At 32.5% G+C, this 18227-nt stretch carries 16 protein-coding genes; all 16 read left to right on the forward strand.

Annotation, left to right across the window (positions count from 1 at the left end; all coding sequences use genetic code 11):
- The first annotated feature begins 39 nt into the window (after positions 1-39).
- A complete protein-coding gene (locus HMPREF2629_RS11285; protein WP_256096029.1) occupies positions 40-171 on the forward strand; it encodes a hypothetical protein in 132 nt (43 codons plus the stop codon).
- A gap of 19 nt (positions 172-190) precedes the next feature.
- On the forward strand, positions 191-979 hold the full coding sequence (gene rpsB, locus HMPREF2629_RS05290) for a 30S ribosomal protein S2 (RefSeq protein WP_002448842.1): 789 nt from the start codon (positions 191-193) through the stop codon (positions 977-979).
- 260 nt (positions 980-1239) lie between these two features.
- On the forward strand, positions 1240-2118 hold the full coding sequence (tsf, locus tag HMPREF2629_RS05295) for a translation elongation factor Ts (RefSeq protein ID WP_017174601.1): 879 nt from the start codon (positions 1240-1242) through the stop codon (positions 2116-2118).
- A 138-nt stretch (positions 2119-2256) separates the two neighbouring features.
- Positions 2257-2979: a UMP kinase gene (pyrH, locus tag HMPREF2629_RS05300; RefSeq protein ID WP_017174602.1), complete on the forward strand. Its 723-nt coding sequence runs from the start codon at positions 2257-2259 to the stop codon at positions 2977-2979.
- 16 nt (positions 2980-2995) lie between these two features.
- Complete coding sequence (gene frr / locus HMPREF2629_RS05305; RefSeq protein ID WP_017174603.1) at positions 2996-3550, forward strand: ribosome recycling factor; 555 nt, start codon at positions 2996-2998, stop codon at positions 3548-3550.
- A 185-nt stretch (positions 3551-3735) separates the two neighbouring features.
- A complete protein-coding gene (locus HMPREF2629_RS05310; protein WP_017174604.1) occupies positions 3736-4506 on the forward strand; it encodes an isoprenyl transferase in 771 nt (256 codons plus the stop codon).
- 3 nt (positions 4507-4509) lie between these two features.
- Positions 4510-5292 carry a phosphatidate cytidylyltransferase gene (locus HMPREF2629_RS05315; RefSeq protein ID WP_017174605.1) on the forward strand — a complete coding sequence of 261 codons (783 nt, stop codon included), beginning with the start codon at positions 4510-4512 and terminating at the stop codon, positions 5290-5292.
- Positions 5293-5504: 212 nt separating this feature from the next.
- A complete protein-coding gene (rseP, locus tag HMPREF2629_RS05320; RefSeq protein WP_017174606.1) occupies positions 5505-6791 on the forward strand; it encodes an RIP metalloprotease RseP in 1287 nt (428 codons plus the stop codon).
- A 16-nt stretch (positions 6792-6807) separates the two neighbouring features.
- Positions 6808-8508, forward strand: a complete 1701-nt coding sequence (locus HMPREF2629_RS05325; RefSeq protein WP_017174607.1) for a proline--tRNA ligase — start codon at positions 6808-6810, stop codon at positions 8506-8508.
- Positions 8509-8676: 168 nt separating this feature from the next.
- Positions 8677-12987, forward strand: coding sequence for a PolC-type DNA polymerase III (locus HMPREF2629_RS05330; protein WP_141708538.1), 4311 nt, complete (start codon positions 8677-8679; stop codon positions 12985-12987).
- Between the two features lie 145 nt (positions 12988-13132).
- Entirely contained in the window at positions 13133-13600 is a 468-nt protein-coding gene (rimP, locus tag HMPREF2629_RS05335; RefSeq protein ID WP_017174609.1) for a ribosome maturation factor RimP, read from the forward strand.
- A 20-nt stretch (positions 13601-13620) separates the two neighbouring features.
- Positions 13621-14847, forward strand: a complete 1227-nt coding sequence (gene nusA / locus HMPREF2629_RS05340) for a transcription termination factor NusA (protein ID WP_019835114.1) — start codon at positions 13621-13623, stop codon at positions 14845-14847.
- Positions 14848-14876: 29 nt separating this feature from the next.
- The gene (rnpM, locus tag HMPREF2629_RS05345; RefSeq protein WP_002448835.1) at positions 14877-15161 is read left to right on the forward strand and encodes an RNase P modulator RnpM; all 285 of its coding nucleotides are present in this window, start codon (positions 14877-14879) and stop codon (positions 15159-15161) included.
- Complete coding sequence (locus HMPREF2629_RS05350) at positions 15158-15475, forward strand: YlxQ family RNA-binding protein (protein WP_017174611.1); 318 nt, start codon at positions 15158-15160, stop codon at positions 15473-15475. The genes rnpM and HMPREF2629_RS05350 overlap by 4 nt, the downstream gene beginning before the upstream one ends.
- Positions 15476-15479: 4 nt before the next feature.
- Positions 15480-17576: a translation initiation factor IF-2 gene (gene infB / locus HMPREF2629_RS05355; protein WP_019835113.1), complete on the forward strand. Its 2097-nt coding sequence runs from the start codon at positions 15480-15482 to the stop codon at positions 17574-17576.
- Between the two features lie 94 nt (positions 17577-17670).
- Positions 17671-18021, forward strand: coding sequence for a 30S ribosome-binding factor RbfA (rbfA, locus tag HMPREF2629_RS05360; RefSeq protein ID WP_019835112.1), 351 nt, complete (start codon positions 17671-17673; stop codon positions 18019-18021).
- Positions 18022-18227 lie beyond the last annotated feature (206 nt).

Consider the following 18227-nt stretch of genomic DNA (forward strand, 5'->3'; position numbering starts at 1 on the left):
ATTTTTAGTCATCAGTCCAATTTATTATAGAGCCAAAAAATGTTGCGTAATGATTCTAGATATGATATTATTATTGACGGCTATAAAGCCAATACACACGTAGTGAATGTAAATATAAAGGGTGCAGTCTTAAGTATTGTCTTTATATTAGTTTACTATGGAGGTAATTAACCAATAGGAGGAATTTAACATGGCAGTAATTTCAATGAAACAATTACTAGAAGCCGGTGTTCACTTCGGTCACCAAACACGCCGTTGGAACCCAAAAATGAAAAAATATATCTTTACTGAAAGAAATGGTATTTATATCATTGACTTACAAAAAACAGTAAAAAAAGTTGAAGAAGCTTATAACTTCTTAAAACAAGTATCTGAAGATGGCGGTAAAGTCTTATTCGTAGGTACTAAAAAACAAGCACAAGAATCAGTTAAAGCTGAAGCAGAACGTGCTGGTCAATTCTACGTTAACCAAAGATGGTTAGGTGGAATCTTAACTAATTATAAAACAATCTCAAAACGTATTAAACGTATTTCTGAAATTGAAAAAATGGAAGAAGACGGTTTATTTGACGTTTTACCTAAAAAAGAAGTTGTTGAACTTAAAAAAGAATATGACCGTTTAATCAAATTCTTAGGCGGTATTCGTGATATGAAATCTATGCCTCAAGCATTATTCGTAGTTGACCCTCGTAAAGAGCGCAATGCGATTGCTGAAGCACGTAAATTAAATATCCCTATCGTTGGTATCGTTGACACTAACTGTGATCCTGATGAAATCGACTATGTTATCCCAGCGAATGATGATGCTATTCGTGCCGTTAAATTATTAACTGGTAAAATGGCTGACGCTGTCTTAGAAGGTCAACAAGGTATTTCAAACGATGAAGTAGCTGCAGAACAAAACATCGATTTAGATGAAAGTGAAGAAACTCAAAAAGCAGAATCAACTGAAGAAAATACTACTGTTGAATCAAACTAAGATATAGTTTAAATGGGTGATAAGATGTAATGCTTATCGCCCTTTTTTTAAAATATTTATTTAAAATGGATAGTAAATTGGGTATAAATATAAAAGATAAATATTCAATTATACTTTTAAATCAGATTTTATTTTTAAAATAACCTTAATTTAAAAAATTATTAATAAATCGTAATAGAGTATTGGAAATAATAGTACCTTTAATGGTAATATTTAAATATCATCTATTATTACAATTAGACATATTGGAGGAATAATTAATGGCAATTTCAGCAAAACTTGTTAAAGAATTACGTGAAAGAACTGGCGCAGGTATGATGGATTGTAAAAAAGCGCTAACTGAAACTGATGGAGATATCGATAAAGCAATCGACTACTTACGTGAAAAAGGTATTGCTAAAGCAGCTAAAAAAGCTGATCGAATCGCTGCTGAAGGTTTAGTACATGTAGAAGTAAAAGGTAATGAAGCAGCAATCGTTGAAATTAACTCTGAAACTGATTTCGTTGCTCGAAACGAAGGATTCCAAGAATTAGTTAAAGAAATTGCTAATCAAATCCTTGAAAGTAAAGCTGAAACAGTAGAAGCTTTATTAGAAACTAAATTAGCAAGTGGTCAAACAGTTGATGAAAGAATGAAAGAGGCTATCTCAACAATCGGTGAAAAATTAAGCATCCGTCGTTTTGCTATTAGAACTAAATCTGATAACGATGCTTTTGGTGCATACTTACACATGGGTGGACGTATCGGTGTATTGACTGTTGTTGAAGGTTCTACTGATGAAGAAGCAGCTAAAGATGTAGCAATGCACATCGCTGCAATTAATCCTAAATATGTTTCTTCAGACCAAGTAAGTGACGAAGAAATTAATCACGAAAGAGAAGTATTAAAACAACAAGCATTAAATGAAGGTAAACCTGAAAATATCGTTGAAAAAATGGTTGAAGGTCGTTTACGTAAATATCTTCAAGAAATTTGTGCTGTTGACCAAAACTTCGTTAAAGACCCAGATCAAACAGTTGAAGCTTTCTTAAAATCTAAAGGCGGTAAATTAGCTGACTTCGTACGTTATGAAGTAGGCGAAGGTATGGAAAAACGCGAAGAAAACTTTGCTGATGAAGTTAAAGGTCAAATGAAATAATTTGTTCACATTATTCTAACAAGAAAGAAGACACCTTTAAGGAATTCTATATAATAAAATTCTTTTATTATAGAAGACCATTAGTGTCTTCTTTACTTGTATATATTACATATCATTAATCATAGAGAGGAAAAAATAATGGCGCAGACTTCTAAATATAAACGTGTAGTACTGAAACTTAGTGGTGAAGCACTTGCAGGTGAAAAAGGTTTTGGTATCAATCCTATCATCATTAAAAGTGTAGCAAAACAAGTCGCTGAAGTAGCTAAAATGGATTGTGAAATAGCTGTTATCGTTGGTGGCGGTAATATTTGGAGAGGTAAAACAGGTAGCGATTTAGGCATGGACCGTGGTACAGCTGATTATATGGGCATGCTTGCTACTGTAATGAATGCATTGGCATTACAAGATAGTTTAGAGCAATTAGATTGTGATACACGAGTATTAACTTCAATTGAAATGAAACAGGTTGCTGAGCCTTATATTCGTCGTCGCGCAATTAGACATTTAGAGAAAAAACGCGTAGTTATTTTTGCAGCTGGTATTGGTAATCCATACTTCTCTACTGACACAACTGCAGCACTACGTGCAGCTGAAGTAGAGGCCGATGTCATTTTAATGGGTAAAAATAATGTTGATGGTGTGTATTCTGCCGACCCAAAAATTGATAAAAATGCTGTAAAATATGATCATCTAACACATATTCAAATGTTACAAGAAGGCCTACAAGTTATGGATTCAACTGCTTCTTCATTCTGTATGGATAATAACATTCCATTAAATGTATTCTCTATTATGGAAGAAGGCAATATTAAACGTGCCGTTATGGGCGAAAAAATTGGTACATTAATTACTAAATAATTAGAGGTGTAAATGTATGAGTGAGATAATTCAAGATACAAAATCTAGAATGAAAAAATCAATTGAAAATTTATCACGTGAATTAGCTAATATTAGTGCGGGTAGAGCGAATTCTAATTTATTAAACGGAGTAAATGTTGATTATTATGGTGCCCCAACACCAGTTCAACAGTTAGCGAGTATAAACGTGCCTGAAGCACGCTTACTTGTCATTTCTCCATATGATAAATCATCTGTAGCTGATATTGAAAAAGCGATTATTGCTGCTAACCTAGGTGTGAACCCTACTAGTGACGGTGAAGTTATTCGTATCACTGTTCCTGCTTTAACTGAAGAACGTCGTAAAGAATTAGTTAAAAATGTTAAAAAAATCGGTGAAGATTCAAAAGTTTCAATCCGTAATATTCGTCGTGATATCAATGATCAATTGAAAAAAGACGAAAAAAATGGAGACATTACTGAAGATGATTTAAGAAGCCAAACAGAAGATGTTCAAAAAGTAACAGACAATTCAATTAAAGAAATTGATAATTTAGTTGATGAAAAAGAAAAAGATATTATGTCTGTTTAATATTTCATCATACTCTTCTATGACAAGATTATAAATTGTTTTAGTCTAAACTGTGCCAAGTCAGACTTTGGTACAGTTTTTTAATTTGCTTATTCAATGCCATTATTTAGTATGATAAAATGATAGATGATTTCTTAAATAACCTATATAATATAACAGAAATGATCAGGCTCGGAGGAAAGACCATGTTTAGAAAGCTAATAAAAAGAAATAAGACTAAAATCAATCAAAATGATGATTTAGATATACATAATTTACCTGAACATATAGCAATTATCATGGACGGAAATGGTCGTTGGGCAAAAAAGCGTAAAATGCCTAGAATTAAAGGTCACTATGAAGGTATGCAAACCATAAAAAAAGTGACACGTGAAGCAAGTCATTTAGGTATTAAATATTTAACTTTATACGCTTTTTCAACGGAAAATTGGTCAAGACCTGAAAGTGAAGTTAATTATATCATGAATTTACCTGTGAATTTTTTAAAAACATTTCTACCAGAACTTATAGAGAAAAATGTTAAGATAGAAACTATTGGTTTTTTAGATGCAGTACCCCAATCAACAATTGAGGCGATTAATTATGCTAAAGAAAAAACCAAAAATAATACAGGCTTGAAATTAGTATTTGCCATTAATTATGGTGGACGAGCTGAACTTGTTCAAAGTATGAAATCAATTTATGATGAACTTCAACGTAATGGTCAAAACAGTGATGATATTGATGAATTGATGATTTCCAAACATTTAATGACCCATCCAGATCCAGATCCAGATTTATTAATACGTACATCTGGAGAACAACGCCTTAGTAACTTCTTAATTTGGCAGGCTTCGTATAGTGAATTTATTTTTAATGAGAAGTTATGGCCAGACTTTGATGGTGAAGAATTAAAACAATGTATAAAAATATATCAATCTCGCCAAAGACGTTTTGGAGGATTAAGTGAGGAGTAAATTATGAAAGTAAGAACATTGACCGCGATTATAGCATTGCTTATTTTTCTACCTATATTATTAAAAGGTGGAACTATTTTAATGCTTTTTGCTTATTTGCTGGCGCTCATTGCTTTAAAAGAATTGTTAAATATGAATATGATTAAATTTTTATCAATTCCAGGTATTTTCAGTGCTATAGCGCTTATTATTATTATGCTTCCTCAGTCTGCCGGAGATTGGGTGAGTGATGTTCAATTAAAAAGTTTAATTGCAATGAGCTTCATACTATTAAGTTATACTGTACTTTCGAAAAACAGATTTAGCTTTATGGACGCTGCATTTTGTTTAATGTCTGTAGCATACGTTGGAATAGGATTTATGTATTTTTATGCTACACGTTCTTATGGTTTACATTATATACTTTTTGCATTTTTAATCGTATGGTTAACAGATACTGGCGCATATATATTTGGACGATTAATGGGGAAACACAAACTATGGCCAGTTATTAGTCCAAACAAAACGATTGAAGGTTTTATTGGAGGACTCATTTGTAGTTTAATTGTTCCACTTGTAATGATGTTTTTTGTAGATTTTCATCTAAATATTTGGCTGTTATTATTAATTACAATTATTTTAAGTGTATTTGGTCAATTAGGTGACTTAGTAGAATCTGGTTTTAAACGTCATTTTGGTGTTAAAGATTCAGGCAGAATCTTGCCAGGACATGGCGGTATTTTAGATAGATTTGATAGCTTTATGTTTGTTTTACCACTGTTAAACATTCTATTACTACAAATGTAATAAAAAATTAACGTTTTTTTTATTTATGAAAAGCATATAATGATATAATTGAGGAGTTATTGAGTTCACATTTGATTAATATTATATAATCGTGTACTTTATAGCTCTTTTTTTAAAACTGTTTTTTTATACTAGAAATTATTATAAAATTTAAAATCTAAAATCTTATATTCTAGATAATTTAAATATTAAAATTAATTGAGGTGTTGTAAGTGAGTTATTTAATCACAATCGTCTCATTTATTATCGTATTTGGTGTACTCGTTACAGTACATGAATATGGACATATGTTTTTTGCAAAACGTGCAGGTATTATGTGTCCAGAATTTGCGATTGGAATGGGACCCAAAATTTTCAGTTTCCGTAAAGATGAAACGTTATATACAATACGTTTACTTCCAGTTGGTGGGTATGTAAGAATGGCAGGAGATGGATTAGAAGAACCACCCGTTCAGCCAGGAATGAATGTTAAAATAAAACTAAATGAACAAGATGAAATTACACATATTATTTTAGATGATCAACATAAATTCCAAAAAATTGAAGCGATTGAAGTTAAACGATGTGATTTTAAAGATGATTTATATATTGAAGGTATTACAGCATATGATAATGAAAGACATCATTTTAATATTGCTAAAAAAGCTTACTTTGTTGAAAATGGTAGTTTAATTCAAATTGCACCAAGGCATCGTCAATTTACACATAAAAAACCATTACCTAAGTTTTTAACTTTATTTGCGGGCCCATTATTTAACTTTATTTTAGCTCTCGTACTATTTATTGGCTTAGCTTATTATCAAGGTACGCCTACCCCTACAGTAAAACAATTAGCAGACAATTATCCAGCACAAGAAGCTGGATTAAAAGCTGGAGATAAAATTGTTCAAGTTGGACACTATAAAATTAACGATTTTAGCGATATTCAAAGTGCACTTAATAAAACGAAAGACCATCAAACAACAATTAAAATTGTACGAGATGGTCACACCAAATCACTAGATGTTACACCTAAAAAACAAGTGATTAAACAGACAAAATTAAATTCTAAAACTTCTTATGTATTAGGTTTTCAACCTGCGAATGAACATTCACTATTTAAGCCATTAGCATTAGGCGTACAACAATTTTTAGATGCAAGTGTACTTATTTTTAAAGCAGTTGGAACAATGATTGGAAGTATTTTCACAGGTGGCTTTACTTTTGATATGTTAAATGGTCCAGTGGGTATTTATCACAATGTAGATTCTGTAGTAAAACAAGGTATTATTGCATTAACATACTATACGGCATTGCTGAGTGTTAACTTAGGGATTATGAACTTATTACCTATTCCAGCTTTAGATGGTGGTAGAATTTTATTTGTTATTTATGAAGCGATATTTAGAAGACCAGTAAACAAAAAAGCTGAAACTGCAATTATTGCTGTTGGAGCTATATTTGTAGTGATTATTATGGTCTTAGTCACTTGGAATGATATACAACGTTATTTCTTATAATTTAGGAGGATAAAAAATGAAACAATCGAAAGTCTTTATACCAACAATGAGAGAAGTCCCTTCTGAAGCTGAGGCTTTAAGTCATCAGTTGTTATTAAAAGCAGGTTTAATTAAACAAAGCACAAGTGGTATTTATAGTTATTTACCCTTAGCAACACGTGTACTAAATCATATTTCTAAAATCATTCGTGAAGAAATGGAAAATATTGATGCAGTTGAGATTTTAATGCCAGCATTGCAGCAAGCAGAACTTTGGGAAGAGTCGGGACGTTGGGGCGCTTATGGTCCTGAATTAATGCGATTAAAAGACCGTAATGGAAGAGAATTTGCTTTAGGACCTACTCACGAAGAAGTAGTGACTTCTATCGTTAGAGACGAATTAAAGTCTTATAAACAATTACCATTAACATTATTCCAAATTCAATCTAAGTTCCGTGATGAAAAACGTCCACGTTTTGGTTTATTACGTGGAAGAGAGTTCATCATGAAAGATGCTTATTCTTTCCATGCTGATGAAGCATCATTAGATCAAACATATCAAGAGATGTACAATGCTTATAGTCGTATTTTTAAACGTGTTGGAATTAATGCGCGTCCAGTAGTAGCTGATTCAGGTGCTATTGGCGGTAATCATACACATGAATTTATGGCTTTAAGTGAAATTGGTGAAGATACGATTGTGTATAGTGAAAATAGTGATTATGCAGCAAATATTGAAAAAGCTGAAGTTAAGTATTATCCAAATGAGAAACATACAGACATTAAATCACTAGAAAAAATAGAAACGCCAAATATTAAAACAGCTCAAGAATTGGCTGACTTTTTAAATCGTCCAATTGATGAAATTGTAAAAACAATGATTTTCAAAGTGGATGGAGAATTCATGATGTTTTTAGTAAGAGGCCATCACGAGCTCAATGATGTGAAGGTGAAAGCATACTTTGAAACTGATAATGTGGAAATGGCGACTCAAGATGAAATTGTAAATTTACTTGGAGCAAATCCTGGTTCATTAGGACCTATTCATAATAAAGACATTAAAATTATTGCTGATAATTTTGTTAAAGATTTAAATAACATAGTGGTAGGTGCTAATGAAGATGGCTATCACTATATTAATGCAAATGTTGAGCGTGATTTTAATATCGATGAATACGGAGACTTTAGATTTATTTTAGAAGGTGAACCGTTAAGTGATGGTTCTGGAAATGCAAAATTTGCAGAAGGTATTGAAGTTGGACAAGTATTTAAACTGGGAACGAAATATTCTGAAGCAATGAATGCTAAATTTTTAGATAATCAAGGTAAAGCGCAACCTTTAATTATGGGTTGCTATGGTATCGGAGTGTCTAGAACATTAAGTGCGATTGTTGAGCAAAATAATGATGAAAATGGTATTATTTGGCCAAAGTCAGTCACTCCATTTGATTTACATTTAATTACAATCAATCCTAAAAAAGAAGAACAACTTGAATTAGGAGATAAATTATACTCAGAATTACAATCTAAATATGATGTACTTTATGATGATCGTAAAGAGCGTGCAGGCGTTAAATTTAATGACGCTGATTTAATTGGTTTACCGATAAGAATTGTTGTAGGTAAAAATGCAAGTGAAGGTATTGTTGAAGTTAAAGTGCGTCAAACGGGTGAAAGTGAAGAAGTTCATGTTAATGAATTAGACAATCACATTGCTTCACTCTATGAAAAACTATAGGTGCACATGAATAAAAATGGTTGGAACATTTTGTTGTTTCCAACCTCTTTTATTGTTTTTATTAGTTAAACTGTAATCATGAAAAATAAATGTGAAAGTAGTATAATATAAATCAAGTTTTTTAAAGTAAATGATAAGTTCGAAATAAGGTGGTTATTCTTTGTGGCAATGACAAGTCAGGAAAAATTTAGAGTACTTGCCGATCAAATTAAGATTTCAAATCAATTGGATAAAGAAATACTTGAAAAAGGTGAACTCACACGAATAGATGTATCAAATAAAAATAGAAGTTGGGAATTTCAGATTACGTTACCTTATTTTCTTTCAAATGAAGATTATTTAATCTTTACTCATGCAATTAAAGAAGAGTTTAAAGATATTGCACATGTGGACTGGCATTTTACAATTCAAAATACATCGAATCAAGATGAACATGTGATTAAATATTTTGGACATTGTATTGAACACACAGCTTTATCACCAAAAGTGAAGGGTCAACTTAAACAAAAACGTTTAATTATGTCAGGTAATGTTTTAAAAGTAATGACTTCAAATGATATTGAAAGAAATCATTTTGATAAAGTATGTAATGGTAGTTTAGTAAAAGCATTTCAAAAATGTGGCTTTGATATAGATAAAGTAATATTTGAAACTGATGATTCGAATAGAGATGAAGATCTTGCTTCATTAGAGGCACATATTCAAGAAGAAGATCAACAAAGTGCTAAAGAAGCTACAGAAAAAATTGAAAAAATAAAAGCTGAAAAAGCAAAACAACAAGATAATAACGGCAGTAGTGTTGAAAAATGTCAAATAGGAAAGCCAATTCACGTTGAAAATATTAAACCTATTGAAACAATTATTGAAGAAGAATTTAAAGTAGCCATTGAAGGGGTTATCTTTGATATTAACATTAAAGAACTAAAAAGTGGACGTCACATTGTTGAACTTAAAGTGACAGACTATACAGATTCTTTAGTATTAAAAATGTTTACTAGAAAAAATAAGGATGATTTAAATCACTTTAAAGCCTTAAGTGTAGGTAAATGGGTACGTGCACAAGGTCGTATAGAAGAAGATACGTTTGTACGTGATTTAGTCATGATGATGTCAGATATTGAAGAAATCAAAAAGACACCTAAACAAGATAAAGCAGAAGAGAAACGTGTCGAATTTCATTTACATTCATCAATGAGTCAAATGGATGGTATTCCAAACATCAGTGCGTACGTTAATCAGGCTGCAGCATGGGGACATAAAGCAATAGCTGTTACTGATCATAATGTGGTTCAAGCTTTTCCTGATGCTCATAGTGCAGCGGAAAAAAATGGAATTAAAATGATTTACGGGATGGAAGGCATGTTAGTCGATGATGGTGTGCCTATTGCCTATAAACCTACTGATAGAGATTTAAAAGAAGCTACATATGTAGTGTTTGACGTCGAAACAACAGGTTTATCTAATCAATATGATCAAATTATCGAACTTGCTGCTGTCAAAGTTAAAGACGGCGAAATTATAGATAAATTTGAAAGATTTAGTAATCCACATGAAAAATTATCAGAAACAATAATTAATCTGACACACATTACAGATGACATGCTAGTGGATGCACCAGAAATTGAAGAAGTACTAACAGAATTTAAGGAATGGGTAGGAGATGCCATTTTTGTAGCGCATAATGCTTCATTCGATATGGGCTTTATTGATACAGGGTACGAACGATTAGGTTTCGGTCCATCAACTAATGGAGTGATTGATACTCTTGAATTATCACGTACCATTAACACTGAATATGGTAAACATGGATTAAATTTCTTAGCTAAAAAATATGGCGTTGAACTTACTCAACACCATAGAGCGATTTATGATACTGAAGCAACGGCTTATATTTTCATTAAAATGGTTCAACAGATGAAAGAACTAGGTGTGACTAATCATAAAGATATTAATAAAAAGTTATCAAATGAAGATGCCTATAAACGTGCACGACCAACCCATGTCACACTCATAGTTCAAAATCAAGATGGACTCAAGAATTTATTTAAAATCGTAAGTGCTTCTTTAGTAAAATATTATTATAGAACACCTAGAATTCCACGAACATTATTAAATGAATATCGAGAAGGCATTCTAGTAGGTACAGCTTGTGATGAAGGGGAATTATTTACAGCTGTGATGCAACGTGATCAATCTGAAGTTGAAAAAATAGCAAAGTATTATGATTTTATAGAAGTACAACCACCTAAACTTTATCAAGATTTAATTGATCGTGAATTAATTCGTGATACTGAAACATTGTATGAAATATATGATCGTATTTTAAAAGCAGGAGAAAGTACAGGAATACCTGTGATAGCTACTGGTAATGCTCATTACTTATTTGAGCATGATGCTATTGCTCGTAAAATTTTAATTGCATCACAACCAGGTAATCCATTAAATCGTTCCACACTTCCAGAAGCACATTTTAGAACAACAGATGAAATGTTAGATGAATTTCATTTCTTAGGAGAAGATAAAGCCTATGATATTGTTGTTAAAAATACGAATGAATTAGCAGACCGAATTGAGAAAGTAATTCCAATTAAAGATCAATTATTTACGCCACGTATGGAGGGCGCTAACGAAGAAATACGTGAATTAAGCTATACAAATGCGAAAAAATTGTATGGTGATGACTTACCGCAAATTGTCATTGATCGTCTCGAAAAAGAATTAGATAGTATTATTGGTAATGGCTTTTCAGTTATCTATCTCATATCACAACGGTTAGTTAAAAAGTCATTAGATGATGGATATTTGGTAGGGTCACGTGGTTCTGTAGGTTCGAGCTTTGTTGCAACGATGACAGAGATAACAGAAGTGAATCCGCTCCCTCCACACTATATATGTCCACATTGTAAGACGAGTGAATTTTTTGATGATGGGTCGGTAGGTTCAGGATTCGACTTACCTGATAAAACATGTGAAACATGTGGTGGCGAATTAATTAAAGAAGGTCAAGATATTCCATTTGAGACTTTCTTAGGATTTAAAGGAGATAAAGTACCAGATATTGACTTGAACTTTAGTGGTGAATATCAACCGCATGCCCATAACTATACGAAAGTACTTTTTGGAGAAGATAAAGTATTCCGAGCAGGTACAATTGGTACAGTGGCTGAAAAAACGGCATTTGGCTTCGTTAAAGGATATCTAAATGATCAAGGTATTCATAAACGTGGTGCGGAAATCGATAGACTTGTCAAAGGATGTACAGGTGTTAAACGTACAACTGGACAGCATCCAGGAGGAATTATTGTAGTTCCTGATTATATGGATATTTACGATTTTACACCGATACAATATCCAGCAGATGATCAAAGTGCATCTTGGATGACCACACACTTTGATTTCCACTCGATTCATGATAATGTGTTAAAACTCGATATACTTGGACACGATGATCCTACAATGATACGGATGTTACAGGATTTATCGGGTATCGATCCTAAAACGATTCCTGTTGATGATAAGGAGACAATGCAAATATTTAGTAGTCCGGCTTCTTTAGGTGTAACAGAAGAGGATATTTTATGTAAGACAGGCACATTTGGTGTACCTGAATTTGGTACAGGTTTCGTTCGTCAAATGTTAGAAGACACTAAGCCAACAACATTTTCTGAACTTGTACAAATTTCAGGTTTATCACATGGTACCGATGTGTGGCTTGGTAATGCACAAGAGTTAATTCGCTCAGGCATCTGCGATTTATCCAGTGTAATTGGTTGTCGTGACGATATTATGGTATATCTTATGTATGCTGGGCTTGAACCATCAATGGCCTTCAAAACAATGGAGTCTGTGCGTAAAGGTAAAGGACTTACGGATGAAATGATAGATGCGATGAAAGCGAATGATGTACCTGATTGGTATTTAGATTCATGCTTAAAAATTAAATACATGTTCCCTAAAGCTCACGCAGCTGCTTACGTACTTATGGCTGTACGTATTGCATACTTTAAAGTGCATCATCCGTTATACTATTATGCAGCATATTTTACAATTCGTGCATCAGACTTTGATTTAATTACAATGATTAAAGATAAAGAAAGTATTAAGAACACAGTTAAAGATATGTATTCTCGTTATATGGATTTAGGAAAAAAAGAAAAAGATGTATTAACAGTATTAGAAATAATGAATGAAATGGCACATCGTGGATTTAAAATGCAGCCGATTAGCTTAGAAAAAAGTCAAGCTTTTGATTTCATTATTGAAGATGATACATTGATCCCACCATTTATTGCTGTGCCAGGATTAGGTGAAAACGTAGCTAAACGTATTGTTGAGGCACGTGAAGACGGTCCATTTTTATCCAAAGAAGACCTTAATAAAAAAGCAGGTTTATCTCAAAAAATTATTGAATACCTTGATGATTTGGGTTCATTACCAGATTTACCAGATAAAGCACAATTGTCCATTTTTGATATGTAAATGGACAACTTAGAAGTATTAATAGTAGCTTCATTTGTTTAAGCATATAAAGTATGTTATAATTAGTTTGTGTAAAAATTTAGACTCAGGCAGAAAGAGTGGGCATATACCCGCTCTTTTCTATTTGCCAAAAAAGGAGGCCTGTATGAGTAAAATTACTGAAGAAGTAGAAACTATCATTACTCCCATTTTAGATGATTTAAACTTTGAATTAGTTGATGTTGAATATGCAAAAGAAGGCAAAGATCGTTTTTTGAGAATCTCTATTGATAAAGAAGGTGGCGTGGATTTAAATGATTGTACGCTTGCTTCTGAAAAAATAAGTGAAGCAATGGATCAAAATGATCCTATTCCTGAAATGTATTATCTTGATGTAGCTTCACCTGGAGCTGAACGTCCACTAAAAAAAGAAAAAGATTATCAAAATGCGATAGAGCAACCTATATTTGTATCTCTTTATGCGCCAATTGAAGGTGATAAAGAATGGTTAGGCATTCTGAAGTCTGTCGATGATGACACAATAACTATGGAAGTTAAAGAAAAAGCAAAGAAAAAAACAATTGAGATACCAAGAAATAAAATTGCAAAAGCACGTCACGCTGTAATGATTTAACGTGATGAGGAGGAATAATTGTGGCAAGTAATGAATTATTATTAGCAACTGAATACTTAGAAAAGGAAAAGAAAATTCCAAGAGAAGTTTTGATTGATGCAATTGAAGCAGCTTTAATTACTGCATATAAGAAAAATTATGATAGTGCTAGAAACGTCCGTGTAGAATTAAATATGGATGAAGGCACATTTAAAGTCATCGCACGTAAAGAAGTTGTAGAAGAAGTATTTGATGATCGTGAAGAAGTTGATTTAAGCACAGCTTTAGTTAAAAATCCTGCTTATGAAATAGGTGATATTTACGAAGAAGATGTCACACCTAAAGACTTTGGTCGTGTGGGCGCACAGGCTGCTAAACAAGCAGTAATGCAACGTCTAAGAGATGCTGAAAGAGAAATTTTATACTCTGAGTTTATTGATAAAGAAGAAGATATTTTAACAGGTGTGATTGATCGTGTTGATCATCGATATGTGTATGTTAATTTAGGTAGAATCGAAGCGGTTTTATCTGAAGCTGAAAGAAGTCCTAATGAGACATACATTCCAAATGAAAGAATTAAAGTCTATGTTAATAAAGTAGAGCAAACAACAAAAGGTCCACAAATTTATGTGTCAAGAAGTCATCCGGGTTTATTAAAACGTTTATTTGAACAAGAAGTTCCAGAAATTTATGATGGAACTGTTATTGTGAAATCAGTTGCACGTGAAGCAGGAGATCGTTCTAAAATTAGTGTATACTCTGAAAATCCAGATATAGATGCAGTGGGAGCTTGTGTAGGTGCAAAAGGTTCACGTGTTGAAGCGGTTGTTGAAGAATTAGGTGGAGAAAAAATCGATATTGTTCAATGGGATGAAGATCCAAACGTTTTTGTACGTAATGCTTTAAGCCCATCACAAGTTTTAGAAGTTATTGTTGATGAAGATAACCAATCTACTGTAGTGGTAGTACCTGATTATCAATTATCATTAGCTATTGGTAAACGTGGACAAAATGCGCGCTTAGCTGCCAAACTTACAGGATGGAAAATTGATATTAAATCTGAAACAGATGCTCGCGAAGCAGGGATTTATCCTGTAATTGAATCTGAAGAAAAAGCTGATGAAATAGTATTTTCTGAAGATAAAGATATTGAAATTGATGACATCAATTTAGAAGAAACAAACTTAACAACAGCTGAATTATCAGCGGAAGTTGATGAAACTTCAAATGAAGCACAAGACGCTTCAGATAATAAAGAAGAACATTAATACGTTTAAGCATATGGGGTGAGTAGTAAATGAAGAAGAAGAAAATTCCAATGCGCAAATGCATCATCACGAATGAAATGCGTCCTAAAAAAGACATGATTCGAGTAGTAATTAATAAAGAAGGCGAAATTTTCGCTGATGGTACTGGAAAACAACAAGGTAGAGGTGCATATGTTTCAAAAGATGTTAAAAGCGTAGAAGATGCTCAAAAAAATGGTGTACTCGAGAAGTACTTTAATGAAAGTCCTGAAAAATTAGATCCTGTATATAAAGAAGTAATTCGATTAATTTATAGAGAAGAGATTCCTAAATGATAAAAGAACAGATATTTAATTTTTTAGGCTTAGCGATGAGAGCTAGAAAAGTTAAAGTTGGAGAATCAGTACTCATATCTGAGATAAAAAAACGTAATATTAAACTTGTGATTTTATCTACTGATGCTTCAGATAACGCTAAAAAGAATATAAAGAATAAATGTGACACATATCATGTTCCGTTTAGAGTTTTCGGTACGAGAGTAGAATTAGGACAATCATTGGGCAAAGAAGAACGTGTAAATGTTGGCGTGACAGATTCAGGTTTTGCTAAAAAACTTATGTCGATGATTGATGAATATTGTAAGGAGTGATTATATGAGTAAAAAGAGAATTTACGAATATGCGAAAGAATTAAATGTTAAAAGTAAAGAGATTATAGATGAGTTAAAGAAAATGGACGTTGAAGTATCCAATCACATGCAAGCATTAGAAGATGGCCAAATTAAGATGCTTGATAAAAAGTTCAAATCATCACAAAATGAAGAAAATAAAAAACAAAACACTCAAAATAATCACCAAAAACAACAAAGTAAAAAAGATAATAATCAAAACAAATCTAATTCAAAGAAAAAAAACAATAAAAATAGCAAAAACAATAAAAACAACAAAAATAATAATAAAGGTAAGAATAACAAATCTGCTGCTGAACCTAAAGAAATGCCTTCAAAAATCACGTATGAGGAAGGTATTACAGTAGGAGAACTTGCTGATAAATTAAATATCGAATCATCTGGCATTATTAAAAAATTATTCTTGTTAGGTATTGTTGCTAATATTAACCAATCATTAGATGAAGAAACATTAGAACTTATCGCAGATGATTATGGTGTTGAAATTGAAAAAGAAGTTGTTGTTAATGAAGAAGACCTAACAACTTATTTTGATGATGAAGAAGACGATCCAGATGCAATTGAACGACCAGCAGTTGTAACAATTATGGGACACGTTGACCATGGTAAAACAACATTACTAGACTCAATTAGAAATACTAAAGTCACAGCAGGAGAAGCAGGCGGTATCACACAACACATTGGTGCATATCAAATTGAAAATAATGGTAAAAAAATTACTTTCTTAGATACACCTGGACATGCAGCTTTCACAACAATGCGTGCACGTGGTGCTCAAGTAACAGATATCACTATTTTAGTAGTAGCAGCAGATGATGGCGTTATGCCTCAAACAATTGAAGCAATTAACCATGCTAAAGAAGCGGATGTACCAACAATTGTTGCGGTCAACAAAGTTGATAAACCAACTGCAAATCCAGACCGAGTGATGCAAGAGTTAACTGAATATGGTTTAATTCCAGAAGATTGGGGTGGCGACACAATCTTTGTACCACTTTCAGCATTAAATGGTGATGGTATTGATGACTTATTAGAAATGATTGGTTTAGTTGCCGAAGTACAAGAATTAAAAGCTAATCCTGATAAGCAAGCAGTAGGTACTGTTATTGAAGCAGAATTAGATAAATCACGTGGACCAGCTGCGTCATTATTAGTTCAAAATGGTACGTTGCATGTAGGTGATTCAATTGTAGTTGGTAATACGTATGGTCGCGTAAGAGCTATGGTAAATGATTTGGGTCAAAGAATTAAAACAGCTGGGCCTTCTACACCGGTTGAAATTACTGGTATTAACGATGTACCTCAAGCAGGTGATCGCTTCGTTATTTTCAAAGATGAAAAACAAGCGCGTCGTATTGGTGAAGCTCGTCATGAAGCAAGTGTGATTCAACAACGTCAAGAAAGCAAAAATGTTTCATTAGACAATTTATTCGAACAAATGAAACAAGGAGAAATGAAAGATCTTAATGTCATTATTAAAGGTGATGTACAAGGTTCTGTAGAAGCTTTAGCTGCATCTCTTATGAAAATTGATGTTGAAGGCGTAAATGTTCGTATTATTCATACAGCTGTAGGAGCAATCAATGAATCAGATGTTACATTAGCTAATGCTTCAAATGGTATTATTGTTGGATTTAACGTACGTCCTGATGCAGGTGCGAAACGTGCAGCAGAAGCTGAAAATGTTGATATGCGTCTTCATAGAGTCATCTATAATGTTATAGAAGAAATTGAATCAGCGATGAAAGGTTTATTAGATCCTGAATTTGAAGAACAAGTTATCGGACAAGCTGAAGTACGTCAAACATTCAAAGTTTCAAAAGTTGGAACCATTGCTGGTAGTTACGTGACTGAAGGTAAAATCACTCGTAACGCAGGCGTACGTGTCATTCGTGATGGTATTGTTCAATTCGAAGGTGAACTTGATACGTTAAAACGATTTAAAGATGACGCTAAAGAAGTATCACAAGGTTACGAATGTGGTATTACAATTGCAAACTTTAATGACATTAAAGAAGGCGACATTATTGAAGCATTCGAAATGGTAGAAATTGAAAGATAACTAATTTGTAAGAGGCTAAAGTGTATATGATATAGGTAGGCACTTTAGCATTCTCTTCTAATCATATGTTAAATAATAAAGAGGTGACATATCCATGAGTAATATGAGAGCTGAACGTGTTGGCGAACAAATGAAAAAAGAAGTTATGGATATCATTAATAATAAAGTAAAAGATCCAAGAGTAGGATTTATTACTATTACTGACGTTGAATTAACAAATGATTTATTACAAGCCAAAGTTTTCTTAACAGTGCTTGGCAATAAGAAGGAAGTTAATGATACGTTTAAAGCTTTAGATAAAGCAAAAGGATTCATTAAATCTGAGCTAGGTTCAAGAATGAGATTACGTATAGTACCAGAGTTATTCTTTGAATATGATGAATCAATTGAATACGGTAATAAAATTGAAAAAATGATTCAAGATTTACACAAACAAGATAAATAATACTTTATCATTGTTATTAATCAGTGACATTCAATCAAATAACTTCAGAAAAAGAAGTTTAGATGCAACATATAATGGGGGTAGGACGATAACATTTACATGAATTCAGTCCTACTCCTTTTTATATGATTAATACTGATAAAATATGGATAAGACATTAAATGATTTAATAATACATAGTGAGACATAATAAACTAAAGGGTGTG

The sequence above is a fragment of the Staphylococcus sp. HMSC034C12 genome (assembly GCF_001835895.1).
Taxonomy (GTDB): Bacteria; Bacillota; Bacilli; order Staphylococcales; family Staphylococcaceae; genus Staphylococcus; species Staphylococcus hominis.